The sequence below is a fragment of the Pseudomonas sp. KK4 genome (assembly GCF_001984065.1).
In the GTDB taxonomy this organism is placed as follows: Bacteria; Pseudomonadota; Gammaproteobacteria; order Pseudomonadales; family Pseudomonadaceae; genus Aquipseudomonas.
Window position 1 is genome coordinate 1 of the sequence record NZ_LYVP01000005.1, and the last position, 15,518, is coordinate 15,518.

Consider the following 15,518-nt stretch of genomic DNA (forward strand, 5'->3'; position numbering starts at 1 on the left):
CACAGCAAGCTCCCACTCCAAAGCAAGCTCCCTTGCCACAGCAAGCTCGCTCGCCACGACAAGCTTTTTTGCAGAGCGCTCCTCAGAGCTGTGCAGAACACGAAACATTTTCTTTCATATCCCCCCTTCGGGATTTCCCTCGCTCATCCGTCCTATCTAGATGCAGTCCTGTCGCGTCGGCAAAAGCCACGGCCGGACCTTTATCGACCTCATCGCTGCGAAGACCGTAGCCGAGGCCTTTTCATCGATATAAGACCCCTTGATCATGTCGAAGAAATCCCGCTCCAAACTCTGGTTCCTGGTCCATGGCTGGCTGGCGCTGCCAATCTGGTTTTTTGTCCTGATCGTCTGCGTGACCGGCACCCTGGCGGTGGTCAGCCAGGAAATCGTGTGGCTGGCCAACCCGCAGATGCGCGCCAGCCAGCCCTCGGACGACGCGCCACGGCTGAACTACGACCAGATCGTCGCCGCGATGCACAAGGCCGAGCCCGACCTCATCGTCGACAGCCTCAACCGCCCCGACGAGTCGCACTTTGCCCTGGATGCCGGCGTCACCTACCCCGACGGACGTGCGGTGACGGTGTACGTCAATCCCTACACCGGTGCCATCCAAGGCTCCGCCCCGCCGTTCAATTTCCAGGCCTTCACCCGTGCCCTGCATGGCTGGTGGCTGGTGCCGTTCACCAACGGCTATAGCTGGGGCTGGTACCTGGTGTCATTCCTCAGCCTACCGATGCTGGCCTCACTGGTGACCGGGCTGGTGGTCTACAAGCGCTTCTGGAAAGGTTTTTTGCGCCCGACCCTGCGCATCCGCCACGGCGCACGGATTTTCTGGGGGGATTTGCACCGGCTCAGCGGCATCTGGTCGATCTGGTTCATTGCGGTGATTTCCATCACTGCCGTGTGGTTCCTGATCGAAGCCTTCCTGTTCGATAACCAGATCTCCATCTCCACCGAACCGGTCGAAGCCGTGGTCCCCCGTGCAAGCGTACCGCTGACCGCCGACGGTTCGCCGGCACCGAGGATCAGCCTGGACGCGGCGATCCAGCGGGCCAGGGACAGCATCCCCGGCCTCGAGGAAAGTTTTGTGAGCCTGCCGGACAACGCCTACAGCTACCTGTCGGTGGGCGGGCGCAGTGGGTATCCGCTGATGTTCCAGACCGCCAACATCAACCCCTACACCGGTGAAGTCGCGGCCACGCGCCTGCTGTCGGACCGCTCGGCCCTGGAGTTCGTGACCGAGTCCATGCGCCCGCTGCACACCGGTGATTTCGGCGGAATCTGGATCAAGTTGATCTGGTTCTTCTTCGGACTGCTGCTGAGCATGATGGTGCTCAGCGGCCTGTTGATCTGGACCAAGCGCACGGCACTGGCCACGGCCAATGCGCTCAAACGCAGCCACAAAGCGCCCAGCGCCCAGGCCGCCACATCCATGCACACACCGAAGGTCAGCCAATGAGCCGGGGCGCCATCGATAAGCCGCCGTCGACACTCAGCCGTCTGTGGCACAAATGGCGTTGGCATCTCAACGTCCTGCTGCTGTTGATCCCGCTGGGCTTCATGCCCAGGTATTTCGCCGACGCCGCGCTGTTGCGTGGTGATATCGGGCTGGGTGAGCGGGAGGTCGGCGAAGTACAGGTCGGGCCGTGGAGCCTGCGCCTGGCCGAGTTGCACAACGAGGCACCGGAGCTCGATGGCCCGGCCGGTTACATGAAGAGCTTCAACGCGGCGCTGTGCGACAGCTGCCGCGAGCAGGTCAAGGCCACGTACCTGCGCATCGGCAAACCGCGCAGCCTGCGCGCCGCCGGGGTGATTTTCTTCGGCACGCCCTACCGCATGGGCGCCATGCTGCCGATCCCGCTGAAGACCCGAACCGACGCCGAACTGTGGATAACCATGGAGGGCTGGGACGGCTCCATGCATCAGGCATCCGTTCCTCTGGCCCAGGCCTCCCCCGCCACCATCGCCTGGCTGAACGCCCAGGGAGGCAAGCCATGACCCAGCCGATTCATTCTTTGAAAGCCTTACTGCTGGTGCTCTGCGCCGGTTTCGGCGCCAGCGCCCTGGCCCATAACCCGATGTGCGAATGCAAGGCCATCGACGCCGAGCAGATCCGGTGCACCGGCGGTTTTTCCGATGGCAGCGGCGCACCGGGGGTGACCCTCGATGTGATCGGCTACGACGAAAGCATTCTGCTGCCGGGCAAGCTCGGCGCCGACTCGACCCTGACCTTCAAGAAACCCGACACCGCGTTCTATGTGCTGTTCGACGTCGGCCCCGGCCATGTCGTCGAGATTGATCAAGCGGATATTCAATCCCCATGAACAGCCCGCGCGCAGGTTTTGCGCTTCACACCCAATGGTTTTTGCGCGCCGAAAACAGCCCCTCGTTTCAGGGCGTCAGGCCCTTTTGCATGGGGATGGCCTCAAGCCCGGCAAACAGGAAGGCCCGGGCTCTGGGCTGATATCCCAAGTGCCGGTAGAACGCCTCGCTGGTGCGGGTACTGTTGAGCCAGGCCTGTCGCCGGCCCCGGTCGATCAACCAACCTTCAAGATCCTGCACCAGTGCCTGCCCGGCGCCGCGGCGAAACCACTCCGGTTGCACGTAGCAGAACGCCACCCGTCCACTGATCGAAGCCATGGCGACGCCGATCGGTTTGTCCTGCAGCAGGGCGATATTGAGGTACAGCCGCGGGTCCTTCAGCCAGGGCTGGATATGTTCGATGGTTTTGTTGTGGGTCCAGGCGGCAATGGTTGCCGGGTGGTTGCGGTGGTCACGGGCACAACCGATACGGATGGAACGCTCGATGATGCGGCAGATGATGCCGGCGTCGGCGGGGGTGGCCTTGCAGGTGTGAATCGGTGATGCCATGGCACAGTTACCTCAATCCATTGAGAGCCGGGAACGATAGTTGCGCGAATCCCGGCCAGCCAATGGAGAGGCGTTACATTTGATGTGTTGTTCAGACGAGCTGCAACGGCATGGTCAGTTCAACCCGCAAGCCATCCGGGCGGCTGTCGAAATGCAGGGTGCAGCCGCAGCGCTGAACGATGGCCTGAACGATCGCCAGCCCCAGGCCACAGCCGGTGCTCTGGCCGTTGCGCCAGAAGCGCTGGGTCAGGTGCTGCAGGTCGTCCGCGGCAATGCCCGGCCCATGGTCACGGACCACGAATTGCACGCGGTTGCCGGTGGTTTGCAGGCTCAATTCCACGGCACCGTCACCCGGGGTATGGCGCAGGGCGTTGTCCAGCAAATTGCGCAGCGCGGCAATCGACAGCACCGCAGGCATTTTCACCGGGGCCGGTGACAGCCTGGACGCCACGTTCAAACGGATACGCTGGCGATCGCCGCCGGCGGTGTCCTGGATCGCCAATTTCGCCACCTGTTCGGCGCTGCACTGCACGCCGTCATCGAAAGACAGGCTGCCCTCGACCCGCGCCAGCAGCAGCAACTGCTCAAGCGTGCGATGCAGACGATCGGCACCCTCCTCGGCCCGAGCCAGGGATTGATCCCGGGCCGCGCCGTCGGTCATGCGCGCCACTTGCAGGTGGGTCTTGATCGCGGTCAGCGGGCTGCGCAGTTCATGGGCGGCATCACCGGTCAGCCGGCGCTCGCGTTCGATGGTCTTGCCAATGCGCTGGAACAGCTGGTTCTGAGTCTCGAGCAGCGGCTGCAGTTCGCTGGGCAACGGCTGTACCTGCAAAGGTTCCAGAGAGTCAGGGCTGCGGCGCATCAAGGCATCGCGCATGCGGTTGAGCGGCGCCAGGCCCTGACCGATCCCCAACCACAACAGACACAGGCAACCGAGCAACGCCACGCCCACCGGCACCGAAGCCGCCAGCAGGATCGACAGGTTCAGGGCCTCGCGCTCGATCTGCCGATCCGCCGTGGTAATACGCAAATCCCCCCGGGCCAACGTGAAACTGCGCCACGGCGCGCCGTCGATCATCTGATCGTGGAAACCCATTTTCTCCGCTTCCAGGGTTTGCCCCGGATCGGTGTGACTGCGGGCCAGGATCTCCCCGCGCAACGAGCTGACCTGACAGGCCATGCCCCCGGGAATATTCAGCTGTTCAGCGCTGAAATGCGTGCCCTCACCCTTGTTCGGCAAGGGTGGCAATTGCTCCATCAACCCGGCGACCATCCGCGCCGAAGCCACCAGGCGCTGGTCGAGGGAAAACATCATCTGGTTGCGCAGGTCGCTGAGCATCCAGGCTGCCGCCAGGGCCCAGATCAGGGCAAAGGCGCCGCCGAGCGTCAGGCTCAGGCGCAAACGCAGGCTCATCACTTCGATTGGTCTCCGCCATCGGCCGGGCCCAGGCGGTAACCCAGGCCGCGCACGGTCTCGACGATGCCATTGCCGAGCTTGCGTCGCAGGTGATGGATATGGACGTTGAGGGCGTTGCTCTCCAGTTCGTCGTTGAACCCGTAGACGCTGTCCTTGAGCTGCTCGGTGGACAGCACCCGGCCGCGGTTATGCAGCAGGGCCTGCAACAGCGACTGCTCACGACGGGACAAGTCCACCGGTTGCCCGCCCAGGGTGGTTTCGCGACTGCTCGGGTCGTAGGTCAGGGCACCGTGCTCGATCAGGTTGACGCTGCGCCCTGCCACCCGTCGCAACAGGGTGTGCAGGCGAGCGGCCAATTCACGCAGGTCGAAGGGCTTGAGCAGGTAATCGTCGGCGCCGGCCTGCAGGCCGTCGACGCGGTCGGTGACCGAATCCCGGGCCGTGAGGATCAGCACCGGCAGTTCCAGACCATTGTTGCGCAGTTGCTGAAGCAGCTTCAGGCCGTCTTCATCGGGCAGGCCGAGGTCGAGTACCATCACGTCGAACTCCGCCACCTTGAGCATCGCCCGGGCCGCGGACGCCGTGGCCACGTGTTCGACGGTCAGTCCCTGGGCGGTCAGGCCGGCGACGATGCCGCTGGCGATCAACTCATCGTCTTCACAAACCAGTACGTGCATGGGGAGCCTCGTGTAAATATTGCTGATCAGGCCATAGACCGATTAAGCGGACATTATGCCGCAACCGCCACTGCCACAAGGCTGTGGCGGTTAATCATCGGTTAATCGTCACAGCCCAATGTGCACATCACTTGCAAAGGGATAAGGGTTACCCATGCGTCGACTGTTTTTATTTTTTGTTCTCTTGATCTCGGGTGTGGCCCAGGCAGGGACCAATCCGTTTGAAACCAAGCCTGACTTCCTGCCAGTGGAAAAAGCCTTTGTCTTCACCTCCGAGCGCCTTGAGTCGGGTGAAACCCAGCTCTATTGGCAGATCACCGACGGTTACTACCTTTATCAGAAACGCCTGAAATTCGACGGTCTGCCCGCCGACAAGCAGCCGGTGCTGCCGGAGGGCGAGGCCCACAGCGACGAATTCTTCGGCGAACAGCAGGTCTATCGCCAGGGCCTGGAACTGAAGATCCCGGCAGGTGCGACCGGCCAGATCAAGGTCGGCTTCCAGGGCTGCGCCGATGCCGGTCTGTGTTATCCACCGCAGACTCAAGTGGTCGATCTCGGCGGCCAGGCTGATGTGCCCGCGGCCGGCCAGGCGGCGGACCAGGCCCTGGCCAGCAGCCTGCAACAACGGGCGCTGGGCTGGAGCCTGCTGGTGTTCTTCGGCCTCGGCCTGCTGTTGGCCTTTACCCCGTGTTCATTGCCCATGTTGCCGATTCTGGCCGGGCTGATCGTCGGCAGCGGCGCATCGCCCAAGCGCGGTTTCGCCCTGGCGGGCAGCTATGTGGTGAGCATGGCGCTGGTGTATGCGGCGATGGGCGTACTGGCGGCGTTGCTGGGCGCAAACCTGCAGGCGCTGCTGCAAAACCCGTGGCTGCTGGGCGCATTCGCAGCGATTTTCGTGGTGCTGGCGTTGCCGATGTTCGGTTTCTTCGAGCTGCAACTGCCAGTGGCCGTGCGTGATCGTCTGGAAAATGTCTCGCGCAACCAGCGCGGCGGCAGCCTGGTCGGCGCCGGTGTGCTGGGGGCCTTGTCCGGTCTGCTGGTCGGCCCCTGCATGACCGCGCCGCTGGCTGGCGCCCTGCTGTACATCGCGCAAAGCGGCAATGCGGTGCACGGCGGGCTGATCCTGTTCGCCCTGGGCATCGGCATCGGGGTGCCATTGCTGTTGTTGGTGACAGTGGGCAATCGTTTCCTGCCCAAGCCCGGCGCCTGGATGAACCTGCTCAAGGGCATCTTCGGCTTCCTGTTCCTGGCCACCGCGCTGCTGATGCTGCGCCCGGTGCTGGATGAATCCTTGTGGGTCGGCCTGTGCGGCGCGTTGCTGCTGATCGCGGCCTACAGCGCCTGGAAGCAGTCGGAAGGTTTCGGTCGTGTTGCCCATCTGTTCGGTGCCAGCTCGTTACTGCTCGGTTTGTGGGGCAGCCTGCTGGTGATCGGCGCGGCTGGTGGCAGCGATGACCTGTTCAAGCCGCTACAGGTATTCCGCGCATCAAGCTCCGCCGTTACAGCCCTTCCCACCGGGCATGACGCCTTCACTACCCTCAAGGACCCGGCGGCCCTGCAGCGCGAGCTCGACGCGGCGCAAGCCCAGGGCCAGTGGGTACTGCTGGACTACTACGCCGACTGGTGCGTGTCGTGCAAGGTCATGGAAAAACAGGTGTTTGGCAAAACCGAGGTGATGCAGGCCTTGCGCGACGTGCGTTTGCTGCGCCTGGACGTCACTGCCGACAACGCCGCCAGCCGCGAACTGCTCGGCCGATACAAGGTGCCGGGGCCGCCGAGCCTGCTGTGGATCGGTGCCGATGGCGCTGAGCGTCGCAGCCAGCGCATCACCGGCGAGGTCGATGCCGAGACCTTCCTGCAACGTTGGGCCACCACCCGGGACGCCCGTTAATGCTGACCTTCACCCTCGGCACCTTCGCCATCGCGCTGAATCACCTGCTGCTGATCAGTGCGTTGGCACTGGCGACCTTCATCGGCTGGCGAGTGGCCAAGCGCGGCGGCGAGAATCCTGAGTCGGTGCTGTTCGGCCTGTTCCTGATCGGCATGCTGGCGGCGCGGATCGGTTTCGTCGCCATGTACTGGGCGCATTACCGCAACGATCCGTGGCAGATGATCGACCTGCGCGACGGCGGTTTTCTCGCCTGGCCGGGGGTGATCGCGCTGGTGCTGGCCACGCTGTACCGCGGCTGGCGCCGTCCGGGCTTGCGCCGCCCGTTGGGATTTGGCGTGGTCAGCGGCCTGGCGTTCTGGCTGCTGGCGACCTATTCGCTGACCCTTTATGAACAAGGCACCCGCCTGCCGGACATCGCCCTGCGCAACGCCGCTGGCGAAACCGTGCAACTGGCGGACTACAAGGGCGGCCCGCTGGTGATCAACCTGTGGGCCACCTGGTGCCCGCCTTGCCGCCGGGAAATGCCGGTGCTGGAAAACGCCCAGCAACAGCGCCCGGACCTGACGTTCCTGTTCGTCAACCAGGCCGAAAGCATGCAAAGCGTCGCCACCTTTCTGGAAACCCAGGGCCTGAGTCTGTCCAACGTGCTGTTCGACGGCAGCGGGCGCCTGGGCCAGGCCGTGGGTTCCATGGCGTTGCCGACTACGCTGTTCTATAGCCCTGACGGTCGCCTGCTGGGCAGCCATCTGGGCGAACTGTCGCAAGCCAGCCTGGCCCGCGCCCTGGAAAACTTCGACTCCGCACCCGCCACCTCTTCAAGGAAACTGCCATGCCCCGCCTCCGCCACCTGCTGACCCTGACCCTGGGTGCCGCCCTGTTGCACCTGCCGTCGGTGCAGGCCGAAGAGTTGCCCGATGCGATCAAGAAAATCGAAGCCAAGGGCGCGAAAATCGTTGGCCAGTTCGACGCCCCGGACGGCCTGCGCGGTTACGCCGCGCAATACCAGAACCGCGGCATGGCGCTGTACCTGACGCCGGACGGCAAGCATGTGCTGCTGGGCAATCTGTACGACGCCGAGGGCAATGACCTGAGCAGCGCGCCATTGCAGAAACTGGTGTACGCGCCGATGTCCAAGGAGGTCTGGGGCAAGATGGAAGCGAGCAACTGGATCGGCGACGGCAACAAGGATGCGCCGCGTGTCGTCTACCTGTTCAGCGATCCGAACTGCCCGTACTGCAACATGTTCTGGGAACAGGCGCGGCCCTGGGTCAAGGCCGGCAAGGTGCAGTTGCGCCACATCATGGTCGGCATCATCCGCGAAGACAGCCCCGGCAAATCCGCCGCGCTGCTGGCCGCCAAGGACCCGCAAAAAGCCCTGCAAGAGCACGAAGCCGCCGGCAAGGGCAGCTCGCTCAAGGCACTGAAGGAAGTGCCGCCGGCGATCCAGGCCAAACTCGCCGCCAACATGCAGTTGATGGAAGACCTGGAGTTGCAGGCCACCCCGGCGATTTTCTACCTGGATGACAAGGGTGAGCTGCAACAACAGCAAGGCGCGCCGTCGCCGGACAAGTTGGTGAAGATTCTCGGGCCGAAGTAGTTTTCTGAATCGTTGGTGCGCTCACTGACGCCATCGCGGGCAAGCCTCGCTCCTACAGGTCCATGCGATCCCCTGTAGGAGCGAAGCTTGCTCGCGAAGAACGACTACGCGGTCTTGAGGGACCTCTCGCCGAGGAACTTCAGTAGCGTTTCGGTCACAAACGCCGGGTTCTCCAGATTGGAAATATGCCCCGCCTCCGGCACCAGCACGCACGGGCAGCCAATCAACTGCGCCATTTCCTGCGCCTCCGACGGCGGCCGCGGCTTGTCCTGATCGCCACAGATCACCAGCGTGCTCGCCGCATCCAGTTCACCGAGACGCGGCAACAGATCGTCGCGACCAAAGGTGATGCGCCCCATCGGCACGATGCTTTCACGCAGGCGTTCAGCGGGCAATGCCGCCAGCTTGGCGCGAAAATCCTGATACAGCGCCGACTGCGGATCGATGCCCGGACGGAAGAAGATCGGCACCACGATGTCCAGCAACTGCGGAGCGATCACGCCGGTTTCTTCGATCATCTTGAACAGCGAGAAGTAGTACTGGCGAGTCGGCTCCGGTTCGACGCCGACATAGGTGTCCATCAGCACCAGCCCGTTGAGCCGTTGCGGTGCCGACAACGCCAGGCGCACGCCCCACATGCCGCCGACCGACAGCCCGACCAGGGTCACGCGGTCGATGTCCAGATGATCGAGCAACGCCAGGGCCTGACGCGCCACGTCGTCCAGTGAGGTGGTGCCTGCGGGCAGCGGTCCGGACTCACCGTGGCCCCAAAGGTCCAGGGCGATCACCCGATAGTGTTGCGACAACGCGGCTATCTGCGGCGCCCACATGGCCTGGTCCCACAGGTAACTGCCGGCCAGCAGCACGGCCGGGCCAGTGCCTTGATCAATGTAATGAAGGGGTTGTCCGTCCAGGGTTACGAAGGGCATCGGATGTTTCCGCTTGTAAAAATGGAGCGCAAAGACTGAGCGGCTCGCGGTGTGTAGTCAATCGTACCCATGTATGGATCTGAGCCGGCTCTTTTGCAGGCAGGTTATGTTCCGGCCTGCTCAGCGCGGTACCGGTACGATCGCAATCTTGTACGGGTCGAAAATCTTCAGCATCTGACCGTTGTCCCGCAACCCTTGCAGCAAATGGCTGAACGCCTCGCCCGAGATCGGCGCAGCGGGGCGCAGGATGGCGTAGTGGTGATACACCTGAGCGATGCGGTCGGAGACCAGCAGTTGATCGGCGACCTTCAGATTGCGCAGGAAATAGTCGCTCAGGTACGAGCGCGTGACCAGGGCGATATCGGCGCGGCCGCGCAGGACCATCAGCAGGTTGCTGTCATGGGAGTAGGTCAGTGTGGCGTTGTAGGTAGTGGCCAGGTATTTGGGGTCGGCATTGAAGTTGGCGAATTCGTAGTGGTAACCGCTGAACAGTGCCAGGCGCTTGCCCTTGAGGTCGTCAAAATACTCCTGCTGACGCGCCGGGCGGTTTTCCGGCTGGCGTTGCGCGACGAAAATCTCGGCGTCTTCCAGACCCATGTCGACATCCGTGTGGGGAATGTCTTCCCAGCCCCAGGCCGGGTTTTCGAAGATCGCCATGTCGATCCGGCCTTGCTTGAAATCGCCGAAACGCCGGGGAATGGAGGTGGGCACCAACACGAACTGATAGTGGGTCTGCAGCGCATTGAGCGCTTCGACCAGCTGCGGCAGCAGGCCGGTGTCGGCGCCGTTTTCCGGGCGGATGGTATAGGGTGGAAAGTGCGCGGCACCGATGCGCACCAGCTGCGCCGCCTGGGATGGCATGGCCCACAACGCCGCAAACGCTGTCAGCGCTCCCATGAAAATCCGCGAAGCCGTCCGATTTGGCGAAGACATCAAAACAACCTACTCCCCGAAAGACCGCATCAATGCATTCAAGCTAGGCGGTTTCGCCCAGTTAGCCAGTTTCCTGCTGCACGATACGCACTTATTGTTTCTCCTCCAGCACCAGGATCAACGCCTCGTCGGCCAACTGATCCAGGCTCATGCTGCCACCGGCGCGAAACCAGGTGGTGGTCCAGGACAGCGCACCGGTGAGGAAACGCCGGGTGATGAACACATCACCGCGGATGAAACCGGCACGCTTGGCCTCGCCCAGTACCTGCAGCCAAATATCCTCATAAATGTCGCGCAACGCCAGTACCTGAGCCTGGCCGTCTTCGGACAGCGAACGCCATTCATAGACCAACACCGCCATGGCCTCGCCGCTGCCGCCCATGATCGACTGTAACTCACAGCGGATCAGCGCCAGCACCCGCTCGCGTACGCTGCCCGCCTCGGCGATGGCTGCCCGCATCAATGCGGTGTTATAGCGGATGGTCTCTTCCATCACCGCCCGCAGGATTTCATCCTTGCTCTTGAAGTGATGAAAAATGCTCCCTGACTGGATGCCCACGGCACCGGCCAGATCGCGCACCGTGGTGCGCTCGAAACCTTTGTTGCGAAACAGGTGGGCCGCCACTTGCAGCAGCTTGCCACGGGCGCTGTCCGGATCGGTCAACTGGCCGTTATCGACCAATTCGCGCATGACCCTCAGGGCTTTTTGCTCGTCCACCCGTTCTCTCCTACAGTCGATCAATCACCACCGCCCATCACAGCAAAATTCAGCGGCCTTGCGCCGGCAATTTAAGCTGGCCATGGCAACCAAGCAAGCGCTCGGGCGGAAGATATTTGAGCCGTTTACAAACCAAGCGCTTGCTTGGTAGTCTCGAAACACATCTGTCGGAGGGGGTTACTCAATTGACTGCGCCCAAAACCATTCGCATCGGCTGCGCCAGCGCGTTCTGGGGGGACACCTCGACTGCCGCTGCGCAACTGGTGGACGGCGGACGCCTGGACTATCTGGTGTTCGATTACCTGGCCGAGATCACCCTGTCGATCATGGCAGGGGCACGGATGAAAGATCCCCAGGCCGGGTATGCCAGCGACTTCGTCGAAGTCCTGAGCCCCTTACTCACGCAACTGGCCGAACAGAACATTCGCATCATCAGCAATGCCGGCGGGGTCAACCCAAAGGCTTGCGCCGCCGCCCTGCAGGCTGTCTGTGACAAGGCCGGGGTGCCCTTGAAGATCGCCGTGCTGCTGGGCGACGACCTGCAACCGCAGTTCCGGCAACTGAGCACACGCGGTCTACATGAAATGTTCAGCGGCGCGCCGTTGCCGCCCCTGTGCGTCTCGACCAACGCCTACCTCGGCGCCCCCGGCATCGTCGAAGCCCTGCGCCTGGGTGCCGACATTGTCATCACCGGGCGCGTGGTCGACAGCGCGGTGGTCAGCGCGGCGCTGGTGCATGAGTTCGGCTGGTCGTGGCAGGACTACGACAAACTGGCCCAGGCCGCCCTGGCCGGCCATATCATCGAATGCGGCGCCCAATGCACCGGGGGCAATTTCACCGATTGGCGCGATGTGCCCGACTACGAACACATCGGCTTTCCCATCGTCGAAGTCAGCACCGACGGCCAGTTCATCGTCAGCAAACCCGAAGGCTCCGGTGGCCTGGTCACCGAACTGACCGTGGGCGAGCAGATGCTGTACGAAATCGGCGATCCACGGGCCTACCTGCTGCCGGACGTGGTCTGCGATTTCACCCAGGTCAAACTGGTGCAACAAGGCAAGAACGCCGTTCGGGTCCACGGCGCCAAAGGCTTGCCGCCTACCGATCAGTACAAGGTCAGCGCCACCTACCCCGACGGTTTCCGCTGCACCGCCAGTTGCCTGATCGCCGGTATCGACGCGGTGGCCAAGGCCCGCCGCGTCAGCCAGGCGATCATCGACAAGACCTCGGAGATTTTCACCCGGCGCGGCTGGGCGCCCTACAGCGACGTGAACATCGAACTGCTCGGCAGCGAAGCCACCTACGGCCCTCACGGGCAGCGCCAGGACAGCCGCGAAGTGGTGATCAAGCTCGCGGTGCGCCATCCGAACAAGCAGGCGCTGATCCTGTTTTCGCGAGAGATCGCCCAAGCCGCCACCGGCATGGCGCCGGGGCTGACCGGCATTGTTGGCGGTCGGCCCACGGTGTATCCGCTGATCCGCCTGTTTTCCTTTCTCATCGACAAAAGCGCCTGCACGCTGGAGATTGAACTCAGCGGCGAGTGCTTGCCCTGTGCCCTGCCCGCCGTCGATGTCCTCGCCCCCGACGACTTGCCCGCGCCCTTCGACCCGCCGAAACCGAGCGAACGGGCCGACGCCAGCGTGGCGCTGATCAAACTCGCCGTGGCCCGCTCCGGCGACAAGGGCAACCACAGCAACATCGGGGTCATGGCTCGCGAGCCCGAGTACCTGCCGTGGATCGCTGAAGCCTTGACCCCGGAAGTGGTCGTCGACTGGATGAGCCACGTCCTCGATCCGGTGCTCGGCCGTGTCGAACGCTGGTACCTGCCCGCCACCCACAGCCTGAACTTCCTGTTGGAAAACGCCCTGGGCGGTGGCGGTATCGCCAGCCTGCGCATCGACCCGCAAGGCAAGGCCTTCGCCCAGCAATTGCTGGAAATCCAGATTCCGGTGCCCCAGCGCATCGCCGACCAGGTCAATTAGAGGACTGTCGTCATGGCCTACGATTCGATTTTCAAAGCCGACTTGTTTGCCGGGCAAAACATCATCGTCACCGGTGGCGGCAGTGGTATCGGCCGCTGCACCGCCCACGAACTGGCGGCCCTCGGCGCCCACGTGCTGCTGGTGGGGCGCAAGGCCGACAAACTCAAGGCCGTCGCCGCCGAGATTGCCCAGGACGGTGGCAAGGCCGACTGGATGGCCTGCGACATTCGCGAGGAGGAAGCGGTGGCGCACCTGGTCAGCGAACTGATCCGCAAGCACGGGCCGATCCACGGGCTGGTCAACAATGCCGGCGGCCAGTACCCCTCGCCGCTGGCCTCGATCAACCAGAAGGGTTTCGAAACGGTGATGCGCACCAATCTGGTGGGCGGCTTCCTGATGGCCCGGGAAGTGTTCAACCAGTCCATGAGCAAGCACGGCGGGGCCATCGTCAACATGCTCGCCGACATGTGGGGCGGCATGCCCGGCATGGGTCATTCCGGGGCGGCGCGCTCAGGCATGGACAACCTGACCAAGACCGCCGCCTTCGAATGGGGTTATGCCGGAGTTCGGGTCAACGCCGTGGCGCCGGGCTGGATTGCCTCCAGCGGCATGGACACTTACGACGGCGCTTTCAGAGCAGTGATCCCGACCTTGCGCGAACACGTGCCACTCAAGCGCATCGGCACCGAATCGGAAGTCAGCACGGCGATCGTGTTCCTGTTGAGCCCGGCGGCGGCGTTCGTCAGTGGCAGCACCCTGCGCATCGATGGCGCCGCCAGCCTCGGAGGGCGCGCGTGGCCTATCCACAAGGCGACCAACAGCGAGTCGTACAACGGTTTTCACCGCGCCGATTTGCCCGATGTGCTCAAGGACAAGGAATAAGCCATGCCGGTGATTGAGTCCCAACTCGACCCGCTCAGTGAAGCGTTCGCGCAGAACCGTGCCGCGATGCTGGCCGCCATCGAACAAGTCCGTCAGCTCGAACAGAACCTGCTGAACAAAGCGGCCGAAGCCAAAGCGAAGTTCGACAAACGCGGGCAATTGCTGCCCCGCGATCGCCTCAATCTGTTGCTCGACCCCGGCGCGCCGTTCCTCGAACTGGCCAGCCTGGCCGGCTACAAGCTGCACGATGACAAGGACGGCAGTTCGGCCGGTGGCGGCCTGATCGCCGGGATCGGCTATGTGTCCGGCGTACGGGCACTGGTGGTGGCGAACAACAGCGCGATCAAGGGCGGGACCATCTCCCCCAGCGGCTTGAAAAAATCCCTGCGCCTGCAACAGATCGCCCTGGAAAACAAACTGCCGGTCATCACCCTCGCCGAAAGCGGCGGCGCCAATCTCAACTATGCGGCAGAGATTTTCGTCGAGGGCGCCCGCAGCTTTGCCAATCAGGCGCGGATGTCGGCCATGGGCCTGCCGCAGATCACCGTGGTGCACGGCTCGGCCACGGCGGGCGGCGCTTATCAGCCGGGGCTATCGGACTACGTGGTGGTGGTGCGCGGCAAGGCCAAGCTGTTTCTCGCCGGGCCGCCGTTGCTCAAGGCCGCCACGGGCGAGATCGCCACCGATGAGGAACTGGGCGGCGCCGAGATGCACGCGCAGGTGGCCGGCACCGCCGAATACCTGGCGCAAAACGATGCCGACGGCATACGCCAGGTGCGCGAGATCGTCAGCCTGCTGGCCTGGAACGATCAATTGCCGTGGTTGCCCGAACCGCGATACGAAGCACCGCTCTACCCCATCGACGAGCTGCTGGGGCTGATTCCGGACGACCCGAAAAAACCCTATGACGTGCGCGAGATCATCGCCCGGATCGCCGACGCCTCGAACTTTCTCGAGTTCAAGGCCGAGTTCGACCAGCAGACAGTTTGCGGCCATCTGAAAATCCAGGGACGCACCTGCGGCTTCATCGGCAACAACGGCCCGATCACGCCCAAGGGCGCAAGCAAGGCAGCGCAGTTCATTCAGCTGTGCGACCAGAGCCAGACCCCGTTGCTGTTTTTCCACAACACCACCGGGTTCATGGTCGGCACCGAATCGGAGCAGCAAGGGGTGATCAAGCACGGTGCGAAGATGATCCAGGCGGTGGCCAACGCCCGGGTGCCCAAACTCACGATCGTGGTCGGCGGCTCCTACGGCGCCGGCAACTATGCCATGTGCGGCCGCGGCCTCGACCCGCGCTTCATCTTCGCCTGGCCCAACAGCCGCACGGCGGTGATGGGCGGCGCCCAGGCCGGCAAGGTGCTGCGCATCGTCACCGAGGCCAAGCAGGCCAAGGACGGCCTGGTGCCCGACCCGAAGATGCTCGACATGCTCGAACAGGTCACCGCGCAGAAACTCGACAGCCAGTCCACGGCACTCTACGGCAGCGCCAATTTATGGGACGACGGCTTGATCGACCCCCGTGACACCCGGACCTTGCTCGGCTATTTGCTGGATATCTGCCACGAGGCCCACGTGCGGCCGTTGCAAGCCAACAGTTTTGGTATCGCCCGCTTCTAGG

General features: G+C 63.4%; 15 protein-coding genes. 9 read left to right on the plus strand and 6 right to left on the minus strand.

What is annotated here, in order from left to right:
- Window positions 1-265 precede the first annotated feature (265 nt).
- The 3 genes from B0W55_RS03035 to B0W55_RS03045 are packed head-to-tail and all read left to right on the plus strand — an operon-like array spanning window position 266 to window position 2,324.
- Window positions 266-1,459: a PepSY domain-containing protein gene (locus B0W55_RS03035; protein ID WP_077044553.1), complete on the plus strand. Its 1,194-nt coding sequence runs from the start codon at window positions 266-268 to the stop codon at window positions 1,457-1,459.
- Window positions 1,456-1,998 carry a thiamine pyrophosphate-binding protein gene (locus B0W55_RS03040; protein WP_077044554.1) on the plus strand — a complete coding sequence of 181 codons (543 nt, stop codon included), beginning with the start codon at window positions 1,456-1,458 and terminating at the stop codon, window positions 1,996-1,998. The genes B0W55_RS03035 and B0W55_RS03040 overlap by 4 nt, the downstream gene beginning before the upstream one ends.
- On the plus strand, window positions 1,995-2,324 hold the full coding sequence (locus B0W55_RS03045; protein WP_077044555.1) for a hypothetical protein: 330 nt from the start codon (window positions 1,995-1,997) through the stop codon (window positions 2,322-2,324). Before B0W55_RS03040 ends, B0W55_RS03045 begins: the two co-directional genes overlap by 4 nt.
- A 67-nt stretch (window positions 2,325-2,391) precedes the next feature.
- On the opposite strand, the gene B0W55_RS03050 is transcribed toward B0W55_RS03045, so the two are convergent.
- The 3 genes from B0W55_RS03050 to B0W55_RS03060 all read right to left on the minus strand — a co-directional run bounded on the left by B0W55_RS03050 (window position 2,392) and on the right by B0W55_RS03060 (window position 4,965).
- Window positions 2,392-2,871 (minus strand): GNAT family N-acetyltransferase, encoded by a 480-nt coding sequence (locus B0W55_RS03050; protein ID WP_077044556.1) that lies wholly within the window; start codon window positions 2,869-2,871, stop codon window positions 2,392-2,394.
- 91 nt (window positions 2,872-2,962) lie between these two features.
- Window positions 2,963-4,288 carry an ATP-binding protein gene (locus B0W55_RS03055; protein WP_077044557.1) on the minus strand — a complete coding sequence of 442 codons (1,326 nt, stop codon included), beginning with the start codon at window positions 4,286-4,288 and terminating at the stop codon, window positions 2,963-2,965.
- Complete coding sequence (locus B0W55_RS03060) at window positions 4,285-4,965, minus strand: response regulator (protein WP_077044558.1); 681 nt, start codon at window positions 4,963-4,965, stop codon at window positions 4,285-4,287. The genes B0W55_RS03055 and B0W55_RS03060 overlap by 4 nt, the downstream gene beginning before the upstream one ends.
- 154 nt (window positions 4,966-5,119) lie before the next feature.
- On the opposite strand from B0W55_RS03060, the gene dsbD reads away from it, so the two are divergent.
- Genes dsbD through dsbG form a run of 3 tightly spaced genes read left to right on the plus strand, consistent with a single transcriptional unit; the run spans window position 5,120 to window position 8,453 of the window.
- Window positions 5,120-6,856, plus strand: a complete 1,737-nt coding sequence (dsbD, locus tag B0W55_RS03065) for a protein-disulfide reductase DsbD (RefSeq protein WP_077044559.1) — start codon at window positions 5,120-5,122, stop codon at window positions 6,854-6,856.
- The gene (locus B0W55_RS03070) at window positions 6,856-7,710 is read left to right on the plus strand and encodes a TlpA disulfide reductase family protein (RefSeq protein WP_077044560.1); all 855 of its coding nucleotides are present in this window, start codon (window positions 6,856-6,858) and stop codon (window positions 7,708-7,710) included. Before dsbD ends, B0W55_RS03070 begins: the two co-directional genes overlap by 1 nt.
- Window positions 7,686-8,453: a thiol:disulfide interchange protein DsbG gene (dsbG, locus tag B0W55_RS03075; protein ID WP_077044561.1), complete on the plus strand. Its 768-nt coding sequence runs from the start codon at window positions 7,686-7,688 to the stop codon at window positions 8,451-8,453. The genes B0W55_RS03070 and dsbG overlap by 25 nt, the downstream gene beginning before the upstream one ends.
- Before the next feature lie 104 nt (window positions 8,454-8,557).
- Here the strand turns inward: dsbG and B0W55_RS03080 are convergent, their stop codons facing one another.
- From B0W55_RS03080 to B0W55_RS03090, 3 genes are all read right to left on the minus strand, one after another.
- Window positions 8,558-9,382 (minus strand): alpha/beta fold hydrolase, encoded by an 825-nt coding sequence (locus tag B0W55_RS03080; protein WP_077044562.1) that lies wholly within the window; start codon window positions 9,380-9,382, stop codon window positions 8,558-8,560.
- Window positions 9,383-9,502: 120 nt separating this feature from the next.
- Window positions 9,503-10,315, minus strand: a complete 813-nt coding sequence (locus B0W55_RS03085) for an ABC transporter substrate-binding protein (protein WP_175645459.1) — start codon at window positions 10,313-10,315, stop codon at window positions 9,503-9,505.
- Window positions 10,316-10,406: 91 nt separating this feature from the next.
- Window positions 10,407-11,033 (minus strand): TetR/AcrR family transcriptional regulator, encoded by a 627-nt coding sequence (locus B0W55_RS03090; RefSeq protein WP_077044564.1) that lies wholly within the window; start codon window positions 11,031-11,033, stop codon window positions 10,407-10,409.
- Window positions 11,034-11,218: 185 nt separating this feature from the next.
- On the opposite strand from B0W55_RS03090, the gene B0W55_RS03095 reads away from it, so the two are divergent.
- Genes B0W55_RS03095 through atuC form a run of 3 tightly spaced genes read left to right on the plus strand, consistent with a single transcriptional unit; the run spans window position 11,219 to window position 15,517 of the window.
- The gene (locus B0W55_RS03095; protein ID WP_175645460.1) at window positions 11,219-13,015 is read left to right on the plus strand and encodes an acyclic terpene utilization AtuA family protein; all 1,797 of its coding nucleotides are present in this window, start codon (window positions 11,219-11,221) and stop codon (window positions 13,013-13,015) included.
- 12 nt (window positions 13,016-13,027) lie between these two features.
- The gene (locus B0W55_RS03100; RefSeq protein ID WP_077044565.1) at window positions 13,028-13,897 is read left to right on the plus strand and encodes an SDR family oxidoreductase; all 870 of its coding nucleotides are present in this window, start codon (window positions 13,028-13,030) and stop codon (window positions 13,895-13,897) included.
- 3 nt (window positions 13,898-13,900) lie between these two features.
- Window positions 13,901-15,517 (plus strand): geranyl-CoA carboxylase subunit beta, encoded by a 1,617-nt coding sequence (gene atuC / locus B0W55_RS03105; protein ID WP_077044566.1) that lies wholly within the window; start codon window positions 13,901-13,903, stop codon window positions 15,515-15,517.
- The last annotated feature ends 1 nt before the right edge of the window (window position 15,518 follow it).

Coding starts and splice junctions, on each gene's coding strand:
- B0W55_RS03070 (WP_077044560.1), top strand. CDS start 6,856: ATGCTGACCTTCACCCTCGGCACCTTCGCCATCGCGCTGAATCACCTG.
- B0W55_RS03040 (WP_077044554.1), top strand. CDS start 1,456: ATGAGCCGGGGCGCCATCGATAAGCCGCCGTCGACACTCAGCCGTCTG.
- B0W55_RS03080 (WP_077044562.1), bottom strand. CDS start 9,382: ATGCCCTTCGTAACCCTGGACGGACAACCCCTTCATTACATTGATCAA.
- B0W55_RS03060 (WP_077044558.1), bottom strand. CDS start 4,965: ATGCACGTACTGGTTTGTGAAGACGATGAGTTGATCGCCAGCGGCATC.
- B0W55_RS03100 (WP_077044565.1), top strand. CDS start 13,028: ATGGCCTACGATTCGATTTTCAAAGCCGACTTGTTTGCCGGGCAAAAC.
- dsbG (WP_077044561.1), top strand. CDS start 7,686: ATGCCCCGCCTCCGCCACCTGCTGACCCTGACCCTGGGTGCCGCCCTG.
- B0W55_RS03050 (WP_077044556.1), bottom strand. CDS start 2,871: ATGGCATCACCGATTCACACCTGCAAGGCCACCCCCGCCGACGCCGGC.
- B0W55_RS03045 (WP_077044555.1), top strand. CDS start 1,995: ATGACCCAGCCGATTCATTCTTTGAAAGCCTTACTGCTGGTGCTCTGC.
- B0W55_RS03035 (WP_077044553.1), top strand. CDS start 266: ATGTCGAAGAAATCCCGCTCCAAACTCTGGTTCCTGGTCCATGGCTGG.
- atuC (WP_077044566.1), top strand. CDS start 13,901: ATGCCGGTGATTGAGTCCCAACTCGACCCGCTCAGTGAAGCGTTCGCG.
- dsbD (WP_077044559.1), top strand. CDS start 5,120: ATGCGTCGACTGTTTTTATTTTTTGTTCTCTTGATCTCGGGTGTGGCC.
- B0W55_RS03085 (WP_175645459.1), bottom strand. CDS start 10,315: ATGTCTTCGCCAAATCGGACGGCTTCGCGGATTTTCATGGGAGCGCTG.